The 17,467-nt window shown below is 36.2% G+C and carries 15 protein-coding genes; 6 read left to right on the top strand and 9 right to left on the bottom strand.

Going from position 1 to position 17,467, the window contains the following annotated elements; translation table 11 throughout:
* Window positions 1-80: 80 nt before the first annotated feature.
* From G327_RS0104185 to mobC, 7 genes are all read right to left on the bottom strand, one after another.
* A complete protein-coding gene (locus G327_RS0104185) occupies window positions 81-3,305 on the bottom strand; it encodes a type I restriction endonuclease subunit R (RefSeq protein ID WP_019613511.1) in 3,225 nt (1,074 codons plus the stop codon).
* A gap of 8 nt (window positions 3,306-3,313) precedes the next feature.
* A complete protein-coding gene (locus G327_RS0104180; RefSeq protein ID WP_019613510.1) occupies window positions 3,314-3,886 on the bottom strand; it encodes a hypothetical protein in 573 nt (190 codons plus the stop codon).
* A gap of 2 nt (window positions 3,887-3,888) precedes the next feature.
* The gene (locus G327_RS0104175) at window positions 3,889-4,893 is read right to left on the bottom strand and encodes a hypothetical protein (RefSeq protein ID WP_019613509.1); all 1,005 of its coding nucleotides are present in this window, start codon (window positions 4,891-4,893) and stop codon (window positions 3,889-3,891) included.
* Complete coding sequence (locus G327_RS0104170) at window positions 4,886-6,232, bottom strand: restriction endonuclease subunit S (protein ID WP_019613508.1); 1,347 nt, start codon at window positions 6,230-6,232, stop codon at window positions 4,886-4,888. The genes G327_RS0104175 and G327_RS0104170 overlap by 8 nt, the downstream gene beginning before the upstream one ends.
* On the bottom strand, window positions 6,232-8,301 hold the full coding sequence (locus G327_RS0104165) for a type I restriction-modification system subunit M (RefSeq protein ID WP_026339177.1): 2,070 nt from the start codon (window positions 8,299-8,301) through the stop codon (window positions 6,232-6,234). Before G327_RS0104165 ends, G327_RS0104170 begins: the two co-directional genes overlap by 1 nt.
* Before the next feature lie 120 nt (window positions 8,302-8,421).
* Window positions 8,422-10,239 carry a relaxase/mobilization nuclease domain-containing protein gene (locus G327_RS0104160; protein WP_019613506.1) on the bottom strand — a complete coding sequence of 606 codons (1,818 nt, stop codon included), beginning with the start codon at window positions 10,237-10,239 and terminating at the stop codon, window positions 8,422-8,424.
* Window positions 10,239-10,613 carry a plasmid mobilization relaxosome protein MobC gene (gene mobC / locus G327_RS0104155; protein ID WP_019613505.1) on the bottom strand — a complete coding sequence of 125 codons (375 nt, stop codon included), beginning with the start codon at window positions 10,611-10,613 and terminating at the stop codon, window positions 10,239-10,241. Before mobC ends, G327_RS0104160 begins: the two co-directional genes overlap by 1 nt.
* Before the next feature lie 361 nt (window positions 10,614-10,974).
* On the opposite strand from mobC, the gene G327_RS0104150 reads away from it, so the two are divergent.
* The 5 genes from G327_RS0104150 (at window position 10,975) to G327_RS0104125 (ending at window position 14,507) form a co-directional block, all read left to right on the top strand.
* The gene (locus G327_RS0104150; protein WP_019613504.1) at window positions 10,975-11,388 is read left to right on the top strand and encodes a hypothetical protein; all 414 of its coding nucleotides are present in this window, start codon (window positions 10,975-10,977) and stop codon (window positions 11,386-11,388) included.
* A gap of 907 nt (window positions 11,389-12,295) precedes the next feature.
* The gene (locus tag G327_RS0104145; protein WP_019613503.1) at window positions 12,296-12,985 is read left to right on the top strand and encodes a hypothetical protein; all 690 of its coding nucleotides are present in this window, start codon (window positions 12,296-12,298) and stop codon (window positions 12,983-12,985) included.
* 645 nt (window positions 12,986-13,630) lie between these two features.
* On the top strand, window positions 13,631-13,885 hold the full coding sequence (locus tag G327_RS0104135; protein ID WP_019613502.1) for a type II toxin-antitoxin system Phd/YefM family antitoxin: 255 nt from the start codon (window positions 13,631-13,633) through the stop codon (window positions 13,883-13,885).
* The gene (locus G327_RS0104130; protein WP_019613501.1) at window positions 13,878-14,138 is read left to right on the top strand and encodes a Txe/YoeB family addiction module toxin; all 261 of its coding nucleotides are present in this window, start codon (window positions 13,878-13,880) and stop codon (window positions 14,136-14,138) included. The genes G327_RS0104135 and G327_RS0104130 overlap by 8 nt, the downstream gene beginning before the upstream one ends.
* Before the next feature lie 156 nt (window positions 14,139-14,294).
* Window positions 14,295-14,507: a hypothetical protein gene (locus G327_RS0104125; protein ID WP_019613500.1), complete on the top strand. Its 213-nt coding sequence runs from the start codon at window positions 14,295-14,297 to the stop codon at window positions 14,505-14,507.
* 466 nt (window positions 14,508-14,973) lie between these two features.
* On the opposite strand, the gene G327_RS0104120 is transcribed toward G327_RS0104125, so the two are convergent.
* Complete coding sequence (locus tag G327_RS0104120; protein ID WP_026339176.1) at window positions 14,974-15,231, bottom strand: EAL domain-containing protein; 258 nt, start codon at window positions 15,229-15,231, stop codon at window positions 14,974-14,976.
* A 201-nt stretch (window positions 15,232-15,432) separates the two neighbouring features.
* Here G327_RS0104120 and G327_RS0104115 point away from each other — a divergent pair, with 201 nt between their 5' ends.
* On the top strand, window positions 15,433-16,311 hold the full coding sequence (locus G327_RS0104115; RefSeq protein ID WP_019613498.1) for a universal stress protein: 879 nt from the start codon (window positions 15,433-15,435) through the stop codon (window positions 16,309-16,311).
* 315 nt (window positions 16,312-16,626) lie between these two features.
* Here the strand turns inward: G327_RS0104115 and G327_RS0104110 are convergent, their stop codons facing one another.
* The gene (locus G327_RS0104110) at window positions 16,627-17,379 is read right to left on the bottom strand and encodes a substrate-binding periplasmic protein (RefSeq protein ID WP_169337221.1); all 753 of its coding nucleotides are present in this window, start codon (window positions 17,377-17,379) and stop codon (window positions 16,627-16,629) included.
* Window positions 17,380-17,467 lie beyond the last annotated feature (88 nt).

Genomic DNA, 17,467 nt, shown 5'->3' with positions numbered 1-17,467 from the left:
AAATTGAAAATTATTACTGTAATAAAATAGAAAAATTGCACTACCTAAACACACAGGAAAGGTAGCGCAATTACAGCTATTTAACGTGTTGCTTCTTCGGTTTTGTTCAGTCCTTTCATAAACATATCAAAAATGATGCTGGCTAATCCGTTCTTCACCGTATCATCAGAGAGTGCTTTCATTGCCATCGTATTATGCGTTTCCATACTCTCGATAATGGCGGTTTGTATCGCTTCAGGGAACTGACCGAGCATTGCTTGTTCTTTGGTGTTATTTTTCACCTGATCCATAGTCACTTCATCATCTTGAACTTTGCCAAATAGCGTTTGAGCGTAGCTCAACATATCATTTTCAGATAAACCATCTTCAAGAAAGAGATCATTCATACGTTCAATAATCTCATTAAGAAACTCAGTTTTAGGATCTTTAGGCACAGCGCCAGAGCCTTCTTTGCTTGGTGCTAAATAAGGTGCTGGCTCTTCTCCAATTTTTACCCCTAGCTGTAAATCTGCTTCTCGTTGTTCGTGTAAACGGTAATGAGTCATTACTACATCAGAAAGGTCCACATCATCTTCAATCACATCAAGACGCAATAAAGGGTGTAAGTGTTTAGCAAAGATGCTCATCTTTTCTAGCTCCATATCGTTAAAATCAACGATCTGCGAGCTAAACTCATAATAGCGATAGAAAGAGATTAAATCCTTTTTAAACACTTCTAAAATGTCTCGTGCTTCTTTGGCTTGTTTTACGCTATTTTCACAATATTTTATTTTTTTATCGTTTTGCTCAATCTTCGCTTTAGAAAGCTCGGCTTGTGCTGAATGTAAAACCTGTGTTGCTTCTTTATAACGAACAGTAAAACGCTCAACAGGTGCTTTGCACAGGTTAGCCAGTTTAGCTTGATTGGCTTGTTTACTGTTATAAGCATCAACAAACGCTTCTACTTCAAACCATTGGTAAATGCCAACTTCTGCGAGTTTGTCCATAATTTCATAAACGATATTAGGATCAGATACGCCCGATAATTCAGCCGTTTGAAAATAAACTTTAAACTCTGCCAAAACATCTTCTGGTTCATTGATAAAATCGAGCACAAAGGTTTTATCTTTACCTTTGTAGGTGCGGTTTAGTCTTGATAAGGTTTGAATACATTCAACGCCTTTAAGTGGCTTATCAACATACATAGCGACTAATTTGGGCTGATCAAAACCTGTCTGAAACTTATTAGCAACTAACATCACTTGATAATCATTAGTATCAAATGCTTTACGCATATCCCGACCACGCAGATTAGGGTTCATATTGTTTTCAGTAAAAGGCTGATCAGGAAAATCAGGATCATTTACTTCACCCGAAAAAGCGACCATTGCATTTACATTGTTATAGCCTTTTTGCTCAACATACTTTTCAAAAGCAAGTTTGTAGCGAACCGCTTCTAAACGACTACTGGTAACAACCATTGCTTTTGCTTCACCGCCTAGTAGGTGCTTAATTTTACTATTAAAGTGTTCAACAATTGTTTCTACTTTTTGAGCAATATTGTAAGGGTGTAACCTTACCCATTTAGCCATTTTGGACGATGCTTTTTTACTATCGACCTCTTTATCCGTTTGCGGGTTATCGTGCGCTAATTGGTAAGCCACTCGATAGCTGGTGTAGTTTTGAAGCACATCAAGGATAAAACCCTCTTCAATAGCTTGGCGCATTGAATAAACGTGGAAGGGGAGAGGTTTATTGCTATCGCTGGCTGGTGCATCTTTATCTGGTGTTCGTCCAAATAACTCTAAGGTTTTCGCTTTTGGTGTTGCTGTAAAAGCAAAATAACTAATGTTGTTTGAGCCTTTACGAGCTTCAAGCGATAATCGCAACATATCTTCGCTATCCAGCTCTTCATCACCTTCAAGCTGTTCAGACATTAATACTTCACGTAATTTACGGGCGGTTGTGCCTGTTTGACTTGAATGCGCTTCATCGGCAATAACTGCAAAGCTTCTACCTGCAAGGGTAGAGTCTTTACGGATTGCTTCTAAAACGTGTGGGAAGGTTTGAATAGTGACGATAATAATAGAAGTGCTGGCTTTTAGCTCTCCTGCTAATTGGCTTGATTTACTGCCTTGTGCTTCCTCACGGTTAACACGGGCAATCATTCCTTCGTTATGGTCAAACTGATAAATCGTATCTTGTAACTGACTATCCAGCACCGTTCTATCAGTAATAACAATAACAGAGTCAAAGACTTTATCACCTGACTGTTTGTTTAGGGCTGGGTGGTCTGTGTAATAGTGTTTTGAAGCAAGTTGATGGGATAACCACGCAATAGAGTTTGATTTGCCTGAGCCTGCACTATGCTGAATTAAATATTTTTCACCTGTGCCTTCAGCATCAACAGTCTTAATTAACTCAGAAACGACCGACCATTGGTGGTAACGAGGAAATATCATCGTTTCTTTCACTTTAATTGAGCCGTCTAACTGCTCTTCATCTTTAACTTCAAGGTGAATATAACGACTTAAAATCAGTAGTAGATTATCTTTCTGAAATATCTCGTTCCACAGGTAAGCAGTGGAGTATTCATCTTCATTTACTGGAGTATCATTACCTTGACCGCCTTCACTTGAGCCTTGATCAAAAGGTAAGAAAAACGTCTTTTTACCTGCCAAACGTGTAGTCATTGCCACATTATATTGACTCACCGCAAAGTGAACCAATGCGCCACGTTTAAAAGTTAATAATGGCTCTGGCTTTTTAGTCGTAGGATCTTTTGGTTGCCTGTCCTTCATATATTGCACTTTGGCATTATTAATCGACTGCTTAAACTCAGATTTTAATTCACAGGTAACAACAGGAAGCCCGTTAACAAATAGAGTTAAATCTAATCGACCATCATAACCATTAGGCGAATAAACCAGCTCAGGCACGACTCGTAAAATATTCTTATCATAACGAACGGTAGCATCAGGGTTTAAATTATGATCGGGTTTAAAACTACATAAGTTAAACTTTGCACCACGATCTTTAACGGTATTTCGCAATACCCATAATGTGCCTTTATTTTTTAAATCTCGCTCGATAGATTTTAACAATGCATCAGTGGTAGCGGTTGGGTTACGCTCTGTATCAGGGTAGTGTTTAGATAATTTATCCCACTGTTCAGGCTGAGTATTTTTAACAAAAGCGATTACATCTTCTGGGTATAGTGCTAATTGCTTGTTGTATCTGTTCGACTGACCTAACAACCAGCCTTGTGCTTGCATTTGCGCTAAAATATCATCTTGGAATATTCTTTCTTGAGATTTATCGGTCATTGATAATCCTATATATTTAAGTTAAGTCGTTCGCAAAGGTAATACATTCCAAAAAGCAAAAGGGTGAGCAATTGCCAAAATATCGTTAGAAATATACCTGCGAAGAACCATTCAGCGATATGATATTGAGTTTCTAAAAAGCTTGGAACAGATGTAATTGATCCGATTTTTGCGTAAATAATCAGGAATATACTATCTACAGTCAAGAATGAGAATAACCGTAAAAGAAAGTCTCTACGTGTTAATGCTTGATCTACTAACTCAGTATTACCAGCCTTAATATCAATAGTTGGAGCATCAATCATTTCTTGATCGATTATTGGTCGATTAAAAGTAGCAATAGCGGCTAAGGCCGCAATTAGAAAACCAGGGAGGCTAATCACAAAATCAGTTAGATTTTCAACTAAACCATTTTGACCGATAACATCGCCTATTTCAGCTAAAAGCACCAGAATGGTTAAGCTAATGGCTGTCAGAATAAGTGGAATTATCCAGTTATAAACCTTTCCTGCTGGATGTTTAAGAAGCAAGTATGAAATAGGTCTTGTTAACTGATAAGCTATCACATCATATTTTGTCATAATTAAATATGCTCTAGCATCTTAGTGATGATTGGTTTATAGATTAGGTTTACAGAAGTAGTTAAAATATCTGCAAAGCCTATGATTTTAACTTTTTTCACATATTTTTCTGAATTGATTAATTGTCCTGTAGTAGTATCTATTTCTGCGGTATGAGAAACATCACCATCATCTTTAAATGATACTTTGATTGACTCCATATTCATTGCTTTTGCATCATTATTTCTAAACCGATCAATCAGCTTATAATTTCCACCTGCTTTCAATATTTCATCTTTATCTATTTTAATTGGTAGTTGAACTTCTTTTACACTTGTGTGCTTTTGAGCGTCATAGCCGACAACACTATCTATTTTCCCTGTAATAAGAGTTAATGACTTCAAGCTACCACCATTTAGGTCATCTTCAAATTGTTTAGAAATATGTCCATTAAAATGACAATGACAGTAGGTATTGATCTTTTTTACTACCCCTTTGGTATCTACAATATTTTTAGGGTGTTCAGTCTCAAAGTCATCTTTATTTGCTTTCGCTATTCTCTTAAATATTTCATTTAAATAGCTGGAAACTAATTTGACAGATAAAGCAGGTGACTGCTCATATAATACTATCCAACTTCCATTTCCTTCTGGATCTGATTTTATAATTATATGTGATGAAAAATCAGTGCCTACCCCATTTTGCTTAGCATTAACCTTTCTAGTGTCATCAGTGCCACCAATTTTTCGGTGAACTTCGTCAGCTAATGTTGTATCTGTAACATTGATTAGTAGTTTCCAGCAGTTATTTGCAATATCTTGTTCAATATCAGCCAGATAGACTTCTGTTTTATTGTCTCCTGAACCACGAACCATATTGACATTATTTGCTTCTCGAATAGCTTCAATTTTTTTAAATATTTCAGTCAGAGTAAACTTGTTAGTTAATCCGTTAATTTTAGGCGAAGTTGTTTTAGTATTAATGTGCAAATCTAGAAACAATATTGTCCGTTCATTTTTTTTAGCCATTTGATAATTCCTGTTCAATTGCTTCGTAGTTTCTTACGTCAATTTTACCTGTTACTGCTGAGGAAATGAGGGCTATTTTGCGCTCTTTTATTAAACTTATTCCTTTATTCGCTTTTTCAATGATTTTGTTATATTTATCAATTTTATCATTTAAAAAACTTGCAATTTCAATGGCTTCACTCAATGGAGGACAAGCAATATGTAAGTTCCCTATAACCCCCATACCAATGTTTTGCTGAGTCCCAAAGTTCCAATTTAACTCAATAGCTTTTTGAAACTCGTGCGATCTCATAAAATTAAGGACAAAGTAAGGATGAATACTATTTTTACTTCTTATAACAGCGAGGGGAGACCAAATATTAAATATTTTATTCGTTTCTACGATTGCTGTAACGCCTGTTGTAGCACCAGATTTTACCATATAGATATCATATATTTTTGGGGAGTATTTCATCGAGTAAATAGCGTTTTGCTTTTCTGTAATAAAGCCTCTAATTTTATTGAAATTGACAACCCCTTTAGAAACCGCTTCTGCGGAAACAAAAGGAACACCTTGATCAACAAACTTTGGTGTTTCGTGTGGACCATCTGTAATTGGAGTGGAAACCACTTGCTTTATTCTAGGAATCGCCCAATGCTCAGGCACTTCACCCAACCATTCCACACCAGAATCCTTCATTGGTGCATCGGGGTTAAGCCCTTTGGTCACTGCGTGAGAAATTACCGCTTGGCGTTTTTCTTTTAACAGCTCAATCAGCTTTTCTTGCTTGGTGATTAAGGTGTCGATCTTGGCTGTTTCGTGATCGAGAAAGTTGGCGATATTTTGTTGCTCTTCCTGAGAAGGCACCGCTAAAAATAAGTTTGAAAACTCACTGTATCGGAACTCAGTAGATCTTTCTCTTATACCTTTAGCTAAAGAAGTAATATAATCAGTTACTGCAAGTTGACGAACTAAGTAACCGTAATAACTTGTATCGATCAAATCTTTATTCCAGGGAATGCACACTGAGCATACTGGTGAACATTTACCATCAGAGTCGCTAATACCGATAGCCCCTGCAAATCCATCCATAGCGTGAACTAAAAGATCACCTTTTCTAACACCTTGATAACCAATTTCTTTAACTGCATTAGTAAATCCATCAGTTCTTCGTTTACTTCGAAGAGTTACCTCACCATCACGAAATGCGGTGATAATTCCATTCTCAGGTTGAACTGGTCGTTGAACTCTTTTGAATATGTTTTTGGCTTTAACAAGCTTCCAATGAGCAGGCATTTCTTTTAGCCACTCAATACCTGAATCAAGGTATTCGGGGTATTTTTTATAACGACCTGTCATTATGAATGCACCTCATTTAATAACTGCATAATTTCAGCCGATACTGCATCCAAGTCTTGATCAATTACCTCTAATGATCTTGGTGGTTGATACACATAAAAATGACGGTTAAACGGGATTTCATAACCGACAATACCGACTTCTTTATCTTTTTCATCGATCTTTTTGGTATCAATCCACGCATCAGGAACGTGCGGTAATACTTCACGTTTAAAATAATCTTCAACGGTTTCGGTTAGAGGCACATTCTCGTTATCACGTAGATCTGGGTTTGCTTCTACCTTACCTTTTGTTTTGCACGTTTCAGCTTCATCATCCTGTTCACTTAAATGTTTGATGATGAGTTTCTGCTGACCTGCGGTTAGTTTGCTATGCAAAGGACTTGCATTCAATTTTGCTGTAAATGAAGATAAGAATTGATCACGGGAAAGTATTTTTTCTTCTGTGAAAGAAGCTAACGCACTAAGCACGGCTTGTTGCACTGACTCCGATAATTTAGCCCAAGGTTTATCCGCTGTTAACGCTTCAATACGTTGTGCATCTTTCGGGAAAATAGCCAGTTTTAAAGGACGTTCTACGGTTATTCTTCGGTAGCCAAACGCTTTATAATCAAAGATTTTACTAAAGTCGTTTTCTACAAACTGCCCGTAGGTTTTAACGATGGTTTCAATACTCTCTTCGGTGAGTTCTTTTCGTTTACTACCTAGTGATTTACGCATTGCTGAGTAAAATACATTTTCATCATTACCTTCAACTTCACCACCGCCACTGCGTCCACGACCGCCTGTTTTAGCTCGCTCTTTTGAGGCATTGATAAGCTGAACCTTACCCTTGCGATTAGCTGGTTTGTGAGACGATAAAATCCAAACATAAGTCGCAATACCTGTGTTGTAGAACATATCGGTAGGTAGGGCAACAATCGCTTCTAACAGATCATTTTCTAAAATGTAACGTCTAATTTCACTTTCGCCACTACCAGCACCACCCGTAAACAGTGGAGAACCGTTCAAGATAATACCGATACGTGATCCGCCTTGGCTCTTGTCTTGAGGGGAAAGAGTTCGCATTTTGCTCACAAGGTGCATTAAGAATAGTAATGAACCGTCAGAGACTCGTGGTAAACCTGCGCCAAAACGACCTTCAAAACCTTTGTCGTTATGCTCGTCATTGATGAACTTTTGGATTTTCTTCCAATCTACACCAAAGGGAGGGTTAGACAGCATATAGTCAAACTTATCGGTGCGTAGTTGATCATTAGATAGGGTATTACCTAACTTAATGTTATCGACCTTTTGCCCTTTAATTAGCATATCCGCTTTACAGATTGCGTAAGACTCTGGGTTTAGCTCTTGACCAAAAGCAGATAAAGAAGCTTTTTCGTTAAGCTCGTGCAGATACTCCATACCAGATGATAAAAAGCCACCTGTTCCCGCTGTTGGGTCGTAAATAGAGCGCACTAAACCTGCTTGTGTTAATGCATCATCATCGTTACTAAATACTAATGAAGTCGTTAAACGGACAATATCTCTTGGTGTAAAGTGTTCACCAGCGGTTTCATTAGAGCTTTCTGCAAAGCGTCTGATTAACTCTTCAAACACCAAGCCCATTCCATAGTTACTAATTGCCTCTGGATGTAGATCAGTAGTGGCAAAGCGTTTAGCTACTTTATAAAGTAGATCTGCCTCTGCTAATTTGTCGATGGTATTGAAAAAATCAAAGTGTTCAAATATTTCACGAGCGTTAGGGCTGAACGACTGTATATAACTTTCTAAATTACTGGCAACACCTGTTTCACCAAGGCGGTTTAAGTCCATTTTAGAGGTATTATAAAAGCTTAATTGCGCTGAATGTGTCAGTAGTTTATCTTGCGCTTCAAAAGGCATCGCCTTTACAGCTTCATACTTGGTTAATACATCTGGTTTACTGGCTTCAAGCACACACTCTAAACGTCTTAATAGTGTAAAAGGGAGAATGATTCGACCATATTGAGATTGCTTAAAATCACCACGCAGAAGGTCAGCAACCGACCAAAGAAACGATGCGGTTGAAGAGAAATTGTTATTCGTCATTAGGCTCTACACTCAAATTATTAAAAATAAAACCACTATATAACAAATGTTATTATAAGGTCTTCATTAATCGCTGATTATTTGATTTACAAGCATAAAAAACGAGCTGTTGAACAACAGCTATTGCGGTTTTATTCTTTGGCTTGGGTTGCCTCGATGCTCTTTTGTGGTTATATCAAGTGGCTGTTTGTTTAACTCTGCTTTTATCTCGTTCAAACAGGCTTCACGGGCATCATCATTTTTTAAACTGTTTTGGTGTTTTTCCGTGGGGGGTATCGTTTTAAAAGTGTTATTTTGGTAAAAGTGCTGTAATGCTTGCGCTGATTTATTATCAAGTTCTTCAATTGAAAAACCTTTTTTAAGCGCTTCTGCAAAGCCTATTTCCTGCGGAGTTTCAGCTATTTTTTTCAGCGTATTAATCATTTTATGAGTATCATCTTCGCAGATTAAATTATTTCTGATTGCTGTTTTTATATCTGTAGCGGTAAGGTCGCTTTTAATGGATTTTAAATCATCATAAGTTAATAAATTAGGTTTATCGGGTTGAAAATAAAACAACAGATTAGGATCTTGTTTGTAAGCAATCGCCATATTACGCTTTAAAAAGTCACGGCTTGAGTTAGATATGATTGCACCTTTCCAGCCATTTTCTAACGCTACATCAAGCGCTAATTTCAGGTCAAAATCATTGGGTGTTGATGGGCCAAAGCTGATTTTATCTCGTTGTTGCGATAATTTAAGATTAAAGTTATAGGGTCTTTGCTCTACATTTTTCTTGGTAAAATAGATTAAAATATCCCCGTTATTTTTGTTACTGCGTTGTTTATAATATTTGTTTATCTGCTCGATATGAAAGTCGAGTAGGCTAACTGGTTTTGCTCCTCTTTGACTGAATGTAGGAGGTTTTTCAAGTGTGTTAATGAAGTTTGGAAAGCGTTGTTTAATCTTGCCTAATGTAATTGAACTAGATATTTTTCCGCCTGAAATAGATTGGCCTTTATAGTGAAAAACGATGCCTTTATTTTTGCCTGATTTACTGTGTTTAAGCAGTTCAACGGTAATTTTTTTATCGGTGATTTGCTTTAAAAACTCCGCTTCATTTTCTGATTTTTTATAAAGTGAAAATATCGTTTTTTTAATGCAGTTTAACTCGTTATTAACTTGCTCTTTATCTGATATTTTAATATTTACCGCTTCAAAGTGTTGGTGTTCTTCAATTTCTAAATCACTTTGGTAAGTTGTGGTGAGCATTACATTATGGATATTTCGTTTTAGTTTAATGAGTGGGGAATCTTGGTTTATTGCCTCGTTGAGTCGTTTCTGGTGCAGATAATTAGCTTCTGATTTTTTATTCTTAAACACTTTAAGCATTGGGTCATTTTTGATTTTGGGAGTGTTTTTAATATTTTTACCCGTGAGCACAAGAGAATGCTTTTTCTCTGCTTTTTCGCAAGCCGATCGTAGTTTCAATTTTGATTGTTTAACTCGTTGATACTCTCCATTACTCGAATACATTGATCGAACAATATGAAAGTGTAAACCGTGCTTATTGTCTGTTTGTGGCCATAGAATGTAGGGGGTATTTTCCATATCATAAACAGTGTTTAATATTTCGATGCTTATTTGGGCTAATTCATCTTGTGAGCGTTGTTGGTTATCGAGTTCCGCAAAACTCACTACATCGTGAGAATAAAGCTTAGTCTGGCGGTTATTGGTTGAAAGGGATTTATTTAATGTGACTTCTTTAATGAACTCTTTCATAAACTGATCATAAGCTTGCAGATCGGTTATATCTATAACTCCCAAGTTTGATAACGCACCAATTAAACGAGGGTTATCCGCTGAGTTCAGCCACTCTTTAGCAACACTATTATATTTAATGGTTCTTTTTAGCTGATATAGTTTTTCGCCTTCGTGAAGGATTTTTGCAATAGCCATTAAGCACCTCCTTTTTTTGCTCTTTTAACAACAAAAGTTGTAATCACTTTGTTTTTTAATCGAGAAACAGAGGTTGCTAATTTTTTCAACTGTTTAACTTCGTCCACTGATATTGCTTTGTTGGTATTACAGTGCCTAGTTAGCTGGTTTAAATTATTGCCAATCCGCCTTAATTCAGTGAGTATTTTCATTAAATACATATCGTCTTGAATGATGACTTTAGGGGGACCTATCTCTTTTTCACTGATTAATAGCTCAACCATTTCCAGCCAAGTATCTACCTGTAAACTCTCTTTAATCGCCACTAACTCAGCTTTTTTTTCACCTGAACAACGAATAATTATTTTTTCTTTATTTTTACGGTTGCACTCCATTTTTACTTTCTCCTTAATGATCCAAATGTAATGAGGAAGTAAAAACAGCTAATGCTTAATGATGGTTTTAGCGAAGATTGATAACGAGAAATGTTTTTAAAATATCGAATGCAATAAGATTTTTAAATGTATTTTTGGCTATCAATCACCACTCTTTTTAAAGCGATTTATCGTTTTTAAAAGCAAGGCTACGGGTTAACCGTGGCACAACTTGCAGGGCAGTAAAACTGTCTTATTTCCTAATATCTATCCACTCATATTTTTACGATTTGTCAAATAACCAAAGTGGGTCAATGGCTTATGGTTCTTGCAAAGCTTATTAGCTATGCTATTGCTGTAATAGATGATTAAGGAAACAGAAATGAAAAATAATAATAAAAAAGGCAATAAACAATGCCTGGTTAATACAGCAAAAGCAGAACTACAAAAAACACAGGCATTGAGTGTGTCGGAGTTTGTTACCGATAAATTATTAATGATGAAAAATGATAAATTAAAAAACAGTATTGTGTTACGAGATAAAATCTTGGATAAGATGGAAGCACCTTCAAAAAATCTGCTGGATCGTATTGAGTCTGAACAGTCGTTAGTTGAAGAGATACAGGCGGAAGTAGACTCGCTTGATACCACGCTTTACCTATCACTTGATCAAGTAAATAGGGCTATTTTAGCGCTTAGAATTGTTGACCCAAAGTTAGCGAGTGAGCTTCAAAATGCCATTGCTTTGAAGCATAAAACTAAGAAAAATCGCACTATCACCAAGAAACGACTTTAAACGATAGAATATACCTCTTTTTATAAATGCCTCTATCATTTTACCCAATCAGTAAAAAATGGCTTATATGGACTAATTTCAACAGCATTTAGGACTGTTTCAGTTTTAATTTTCGATAATCAGTCTGATTAATCGACTCCCACCAGAACTGAAAATCTCTGATTTTCTTGCGAAGCGGTTTTGTGCTTTTCAAACAATATTTTTGCTAATTTCATTAATTAAAAGAAAATTAATTAAAGTTTAATATATTAATATGATGCACTATTACGAACGTTTAAATGCAGTATTACGAAGAAGTTAATGCAGAATTACGAAACGACCTGTTAATTATTAAGCGTGTTTAATCTAAATCGAAATTATTTACTGAATGCTAGATTTACTTCCATCTCTCCATCGTATTTGTCTGAGTTAAAAAATTATGCCTAAATGGTAGGAGTAAAATCAACTTAGCTTATTTGATGTTTATTTTCTGATCATCCGCCTAGTTATTTCCTCCCACCAGAATTGAAAATCTCTGATTTTCTTGCGAAGCAGTTATGTGCTTTTCAAACAATATTTTTGCCAATTTCATTAATTAAAAGAAAATTAATTAAAGTTTAATATATTAATATGATGCATTATTACGAACGTTTAAATGCAGTATTACGAAGGGGTGAATGCAGAATTACGAAACGATGCTATTGAAAAATCACCGTTAAAAATGATGAATTATTTGCAATAATTATTTTCTATGATTTATTGAAGAGAAAGAAAAAGCGCATTGACGTGCGCTTTAAAATGAATATCTCAATTGCCGTTGAAGATGATTTTAATATATCAACCCATTTAATTTAGTCAATTATCACTGAGCTTGTTATGTAAAAAATCCTTTTATATTGGGAATATTTATCCAATAAAAGAGGAAATTATGTTAACAAAAAATCTATTTTTACCCGTTCCAAGCGTTTGTTTTAAAAATAAGAACAAAGCACAACACAGTCTTTATCAAGCAAGTAACCCACTGGAATTAAAGTTTGTTTTTGCGCTGATAGCCCACGCAATGATGATCCGAACCGTAGCTAAGAGTAATGAACTCTCTTTCACGCTGAGTTTAAAAAATATCAGTAGTAAAAAGGGATTGTTTGGCACTAAAAAATTAAGCTTAACTGCTGTTGGAAAGCTTCTTAATAATATTGATCATCCTTATTTAAAAATCGATACAGTAATGTATGCGGATGATGAAATAACATATTGTTTAACAGAAGCATATATTAAGGATTTATTTAAAAAAGCTACACATAATAAAAATGTCACTTTGTCTGAGTTAATGGGATATAAAAATATCTCTGCGATGAAGGCACACCTGCAAATCGGTTATTTTGAGTGCTATAAAATCTCATTTTATGGCGCAGTAGATTTTTTTAATATTTCTAAAGAAATGAGTCACTCTAACCAGCTTGTTGCAATCAAGCGTATTCTCGGCTCTGCTAAAAACGGCAAAAAGCCAGTTTACTACGGTGAAACCTATGATAAAAAAACTCGCTATACGATAGAAACACCTCGTTTAGATGATTATCAATTTTTTGAAGATTTAGAGATGGATTTTGATGATGATTAGGGGCGTTAAATTATTCGCAAAATACAATAAAAATGTGTCGCTTAATGGGTATTTAGTAATTGCAAAAGGGCAGTGATATTTTGTCTATTTCTGATCTTTAGTAGGGAGCACGCCTAGCAAGTATGCTCATTTCCTCTGTCACAAAACTCCTATACAATCGAGCCTCTATTTGTTACAATTCAATTAAATCAATAGGTTATGTTGCATAGTTTTTTAGATGGGAAATCTCTCCGTCACCGCCACATTATAAGAGGTTGATTTATCAGCCTCTTTATTCAAAAGTTACAACAGTGTTACTCAAAGCCGACAATCGAGCCGACACTATGCCAATCAATCCCCAAGTTAACTTTTCATCCAGAGAATCTACTTATCTTATTAAAAGCCGTACTGGTATCTACACGTTTAGATGGAATATCAGAGCTAATGGCAAGCATAAACAACCAAGAATAAGCCTTAGAACAAGAAATTACCTTGAAGCAATTAAGCATGAGTCCGTTCTTGCTACTGAATTAGTCTCTTAACTCGAAAGTACTTGGAGTGGCGAGTTAGCTCTCTCCCAGTTGTTAAGTTGTACATAATGTTGCACATGTTATCTTTATTAGTTAGACTTGTCTTATTAATTGTACAACTAGAGAGGTGGCTTATATGCGTATTGTATCATTCACAGAAGCACGAAATGGGCTTAAATCAGTTTTAGATCATGTTGTTGATGATGTTGATTGTACTGTAATTACTCGTCGAGATGCTGAAGATGCAGTTGTAATGTCTATGGAACATTACAACAGTTTAATGGAAACTGTTCATTTATTAAAATCTCCAGCTAATGCTGTGCACTTATCAAAGTCAATCGAACAATTTCAATTAGGTAAAATTACTGAGAGAGAAATTCCAAATGACTAGGCTGCTTGCGTGGACTGATGAAGCATGGAAAGATTATGTTTATTGGCAAGGGCAGGATAAAAAAACGTTAAAGAGAATTAACAAACTAATAAGTGATACAAAACGATCTCCATTTGAAGGAATCGGCAAACCAGAAGCATTGAAAGAGAACTTATCTGGTTTTTGGTCTCGTCGTATCGATGAAACAAATAGGTTAGTTTATGCTGTTACTGACGCTCATTTGACAATAATTTCTTGTCGATATCATTATTAAAATACGCTGGCTTTGCTCCTCTATCGCAGTATTCCCATCTAAAGTAGTACAATTTTAACCACCCAAAAGGTTATGTTGTTTTGCTGGCTGCTTTTAGTTTTTTGTTTTTTTCAATCAGTTGCTTATATGGTTTATATGAAGAAGGTGAGACTGGAGATGAATAAAGTTTTTTTCTTGGGTATTATGTGGGCCAACTATGCCTTTAGTGAACCATTTGAAATTTCAGATGTTGATGTGACTACCTATCAGGTAGTCAAGAGAGTAGATGCGGTAGTACCCCAAGCTATTGCGAAACCGTTATGTATGAGCCTGGTGTGTAATCAGACAGCAGGTACAGACGTCGCCCCAAAGCAAAAGTGTCAGCAATAACTCCAACAATTCAAAATACCGCGTTTGAAAATCTGGGAGAGGCTGTCTTTACATTTGGTAAAATGGGGCTTGCAGACAACTGCAGGCATCAATTCGCTATTCCACGTGATGAAGTTTCAGCTTGCCAGTGGTAAATACGAAAGGGAAGGGGCTTAAACTTATTTGGTCATAAAAGTTTGTCCCACAGTTACTCTGAAGTGAGGTTAGCTGATTTATTGATCTGCGAAGAATAAGCATTGTTGATTGATTCGATTATCAGCCAAACTGAAAACAGGTGTTCGTAAAACGGCCAAAGGCAGGTTGTTTTCACTTCAGTAGCGGCTGCTTAGTTTATTTACTCTAATGCCGCTAAAGGGCTGCGATCGTTCCTTTTCTGAATGTGATTAGCTGCGTCCCCAATTTTGGTTAAAGTGTGTTTGAATGAATTTAATCGGCTCAGCTAGATTAGTTGATAATACCTACGAAGTTAAATATTGTTATCGCATAGAAACAGCTCAAGTTGATATTTATCTATAGGTTTTGAAAAATACCAGCCCTGGTATATGTCACACCCTAATCCCTTAAGCTCTAATAACATCTCTTTTGTTTCAACACCTTCAGCAACAGTTTTTATATTCTTATTTTTTGCAATAGAAATTATACTGTTAATCATCGAGCGTGTGTCTTCATCTACGATGACATCGTCGACGAAAGACTTATGTCTACGAAGCTTAGCGCTGTGCAAACAAATTAGAGGAGCAGGTCTTTAATCTTGATCCTTTCTAAAAATCGTTCAAAACACGTATTGAACCGCCCAGCACGTCCTCTGCACCACTACAATCTACCAAAAAGAAGATAACGTTTTATTTTCATGAAAACGGCTGCGTCAAGTACCACTCTATACTATAGTTATTGTATATCTTTCGTGTACTTTAAGGGGGCTGTCATGGCTAAAATACTAGTTATCCTTGAGCAGGAGCAAGAGATCAAATGTGCATTGGATAGAGCTATTGATATTGCGACAATAACCGGGGCGGACATTCACGTATTGATCTATTGTTATGAGAATTTAAGCTGGATGAATGATGTTTTTGATATGATCGAAAACCTGCGAATAAAAGATCAATTGATTCAACAAAAAGAAGTCTGGTGGAAAAAGTATATAACAGCTTACAGCACTACCATATCAATTACCCATGAAATTATTTGGGAAAAATATTTTGTCGATGCTGTTTTAACGCATTGTGAACAGCATAAATATGACTTTTATGTAAAAAAAGGCCATCGCAGCGAATCGTTTTTACATACACCTTCAGACTGGCTGTTATTGCGAGAGAGCAAGATACCTTCCTATATTGCTGTTGAACAACAAACAGGCAAAGATGGAAAGTCTGTATTATTAGCATTAGATTTGATGGCAAGCAGTCGGGAGAAACGACAATTAAACCAAAAACTACTAACGTTTGGTTTTGATTTTGCGGAAAAAATGTCACTGGCAATTCACTGCTGCTTTGCTATTTCACCTCCTGGAGTCTTGACTGATTTCGGCCCTGATAAAGCTCAAGAGTATTACAAAAAAATTGAGGCATCAGCGTGTAAAAATGCCAATTTGCTGCTTGAAGAGTTTAATATCCCTCCAGAAAACATCCATATAAAAATGGGGACTCCTAACGAAGTGATTGACAGCATTTCCTGTCAGCATCATGCGGGGGGTGTTATTATAGGCAGTATGGGTAAAAAATTACTGGCTGGAAAAGTGATTGGTAATACCTGTGAAGGAGTACTGCATGTCACTAAAAAGGATATGATTGTGCTGGGGTTATAACTAAGAGCTCTGGGTATTAGGGGGGGGGAATAATCCCCCTGTTTAACAGATGCTCGGGGACTGTCGGCTTATTGAGATGAGCTTGAAAAGCTTGGTATATCGAAACTAAACGCAAAACATGACTGATGATTTGTGCACAATAACGATAACCTGCATAGATATACCGCAAGAAAATAGCAGTTTTCACTAAAAAAATACAGGCAAAGATTTGAAAATAGATACAAAATATTGAATTGAGAAAAGTGCCGTGTATGGATTTTAATATGTAAATGTACAGTTGCGGATTTTGTACTATTTTTGCTGTGTAGATCAGTCTTATTGAATCGGTATTTTAGAATCGAATGCAGAAAGAATCGCATCATACCTGCCGCTGTCCTTGAGTTTTCTCAGTCCAGAATCTAGTTTATCAGCCAGTTCTTCTACATTAGGAAGGTCTTTATTAAACAGCATATAATAGGATTGTTCATTTAATGTTTTGGGGTGATGAGTAAAACGGGTTGATTCAACATCATCAAATAACATTTCTATCTGATAATATCCGACATTAAGAGCGTTTGGATAAATATCAATTCTGGATGAGAGAATTTTCTTATAATTTAAATCTTCCTTTCCCACATATTCCACGTCTATACCGTAACCCTCAAGCATCCGTGTAATGGAATATCCAACAGTGCCTCCTATCCGGTATTTTTCTAAATCATCAAAATCTGACCAGTCAAACGTTGAATTCTTTAAGTGAAAAAAAACGGTTTTCTCTACAAGTATCGGTTCGTTATTTATATAAAAATCGGTTTCCCTTTGTTTGGTTCTGTACCATGGGAATGTTCCGTGAAATCTGCCTACACGGCTATATTCAAAGCTTCTTTTCCAGGGGAAATGTTCATATTCAACGTGAATGTCTTCCAGTTCAAAAGCTTCCTCAACCACAAGCTCCAGCACTTTACCTTTTTTATCTCTGCTGGACGTATATGGTTCCCAATCTCCTATGGCAAGAGTTATAGACTCTACGGCGGGCATGGCAGGAGAAAATGTAAACAGTAATAAATAACTCAATAACAGTTTTTTCATAAGCCGGGCTTCAATTGTAGTGTATAACTCTATTCTGTTGAGCCTGTAGAGCAGTTTCATTGCTTAAATGTTTACATCAGCCTTATTG

It is taken from the genome of Psychromonas ossibalaenae ATCC BAA-1528 (assembly GCF_000381745.1).
GTDB lineage: Bacteria > Pseudomonadota > Gammaproteobacteria > Enterobacterales > Psychromonadaceae > Psychromonas > Psychromonas ossibalaenae.
This window is presented reverse-complemented; position numbering and strand designations above follow the sequence as displayed.

What these genes read in the sequence shown, in the direction of transcription:
- mobC (WP_019613505.1), bottom strand. Translation starts at nt 10,613, where the DNA reads ATGGAGTGCAACCGTAAAAATAAAGAAAAAATAATTATTCGTTGTTCA.
- G327_RS0104130 (WP_019613501.1), top strand. Translation starts at nt 13,878, where the DNA reads ATGACTAGGCTGCTTGCGTGGACTGATGAAGCATGGAAAGATTATGTT.
- G327_RS0104135 (WP_019613502.1), top strand. Translation starts at nt 13,631, where the DNA reads ATGCGTATTGTATCATTCACAGAAGCACGAAATGGGCTTAAATCAGTT.
- G327_RS0104165 (WP_026339177.1), bottom strand. Translation starts at nt 8,301, where the DNA reads ATGACGAATAACAATTTCTCTTCAACCGCATCGTTTCTTTGGTCGGTT.
- G327_RS0104110 (WP_169337221.1), bottom strand. Translation starts at nt 17,379, where the DNA reads ATGAAAAAACTGTTATTGAGTTATTTATTACTGTTTACATTTTCTCCT.
- G327_RS0104185 (WP_019613511.1), bottom strand. Translation starts at nt 3,305, where the DNA reads ATGACCGATAAATCTCAAGAAAGAATATTCCAAGATGATATTTTAGCG.
- G327_RS0104150 (WP_019613504.1), top strand. Translation starts at nt 10,975, where the DNA reads ATGAAAAATAATAATAAAAAAGGCAATAAACAATGCCTGGTTAATACA.
- G327_RS0104175 (WP_019613509.1), bottom strand. Translation starts at nt 4,893, where the DNA reads ATGGCTAAAAAAAATGAACGGACAATATTGTTTCTAGATTTGCACATT.
- G327_RS0104125 (WP_019613500.1), top strand. Translation starts at nt 14,295, where the DNA reads ATGAATAAAGTTTTTTTCTTGGGTATTATGTGGGCCAACTATGCCTTT.
- G327_RS0104145 (WP_019613503.1), top strand. Translation starts at nt 12,296, where the DNA reads ATGTTAACAAAAAATCTATTTTTACCCGTTCCAAGCGTTTGTTTTAAA.
- G327_RS0104115 (WP_019613498.1), top strand. Translation starts at nt 15,433, where the DNA reads ATGGCTAAAATACTAGTTATCCTTGAGCAGGAGCAAGAGATCAAATGT.
- G327_RS0104180 (WP_019613510.1), bottom strand. Translation starts at nt 3,886, where the DNA reads ATGACAAAATATGATGTGATAGCTTATCAGTTAACAAGACCTATTTCA.
- G327_RS0104170 (WP_019613508.1), bottom strand. Translation starts at nt 6,232, where the DNA reads ATGACAGGTCGTTATAAAAAATACCCCGAATACCTTGATTCAGGTATT.
- G327_RS0104160 (WP_019613506.1), bottom strand. Translation starts at nt 10,239, where the DNA reads ATGGCTATTGCAAAAATCCTTCACGAAGGCGAAAAACTATATCAGCTA.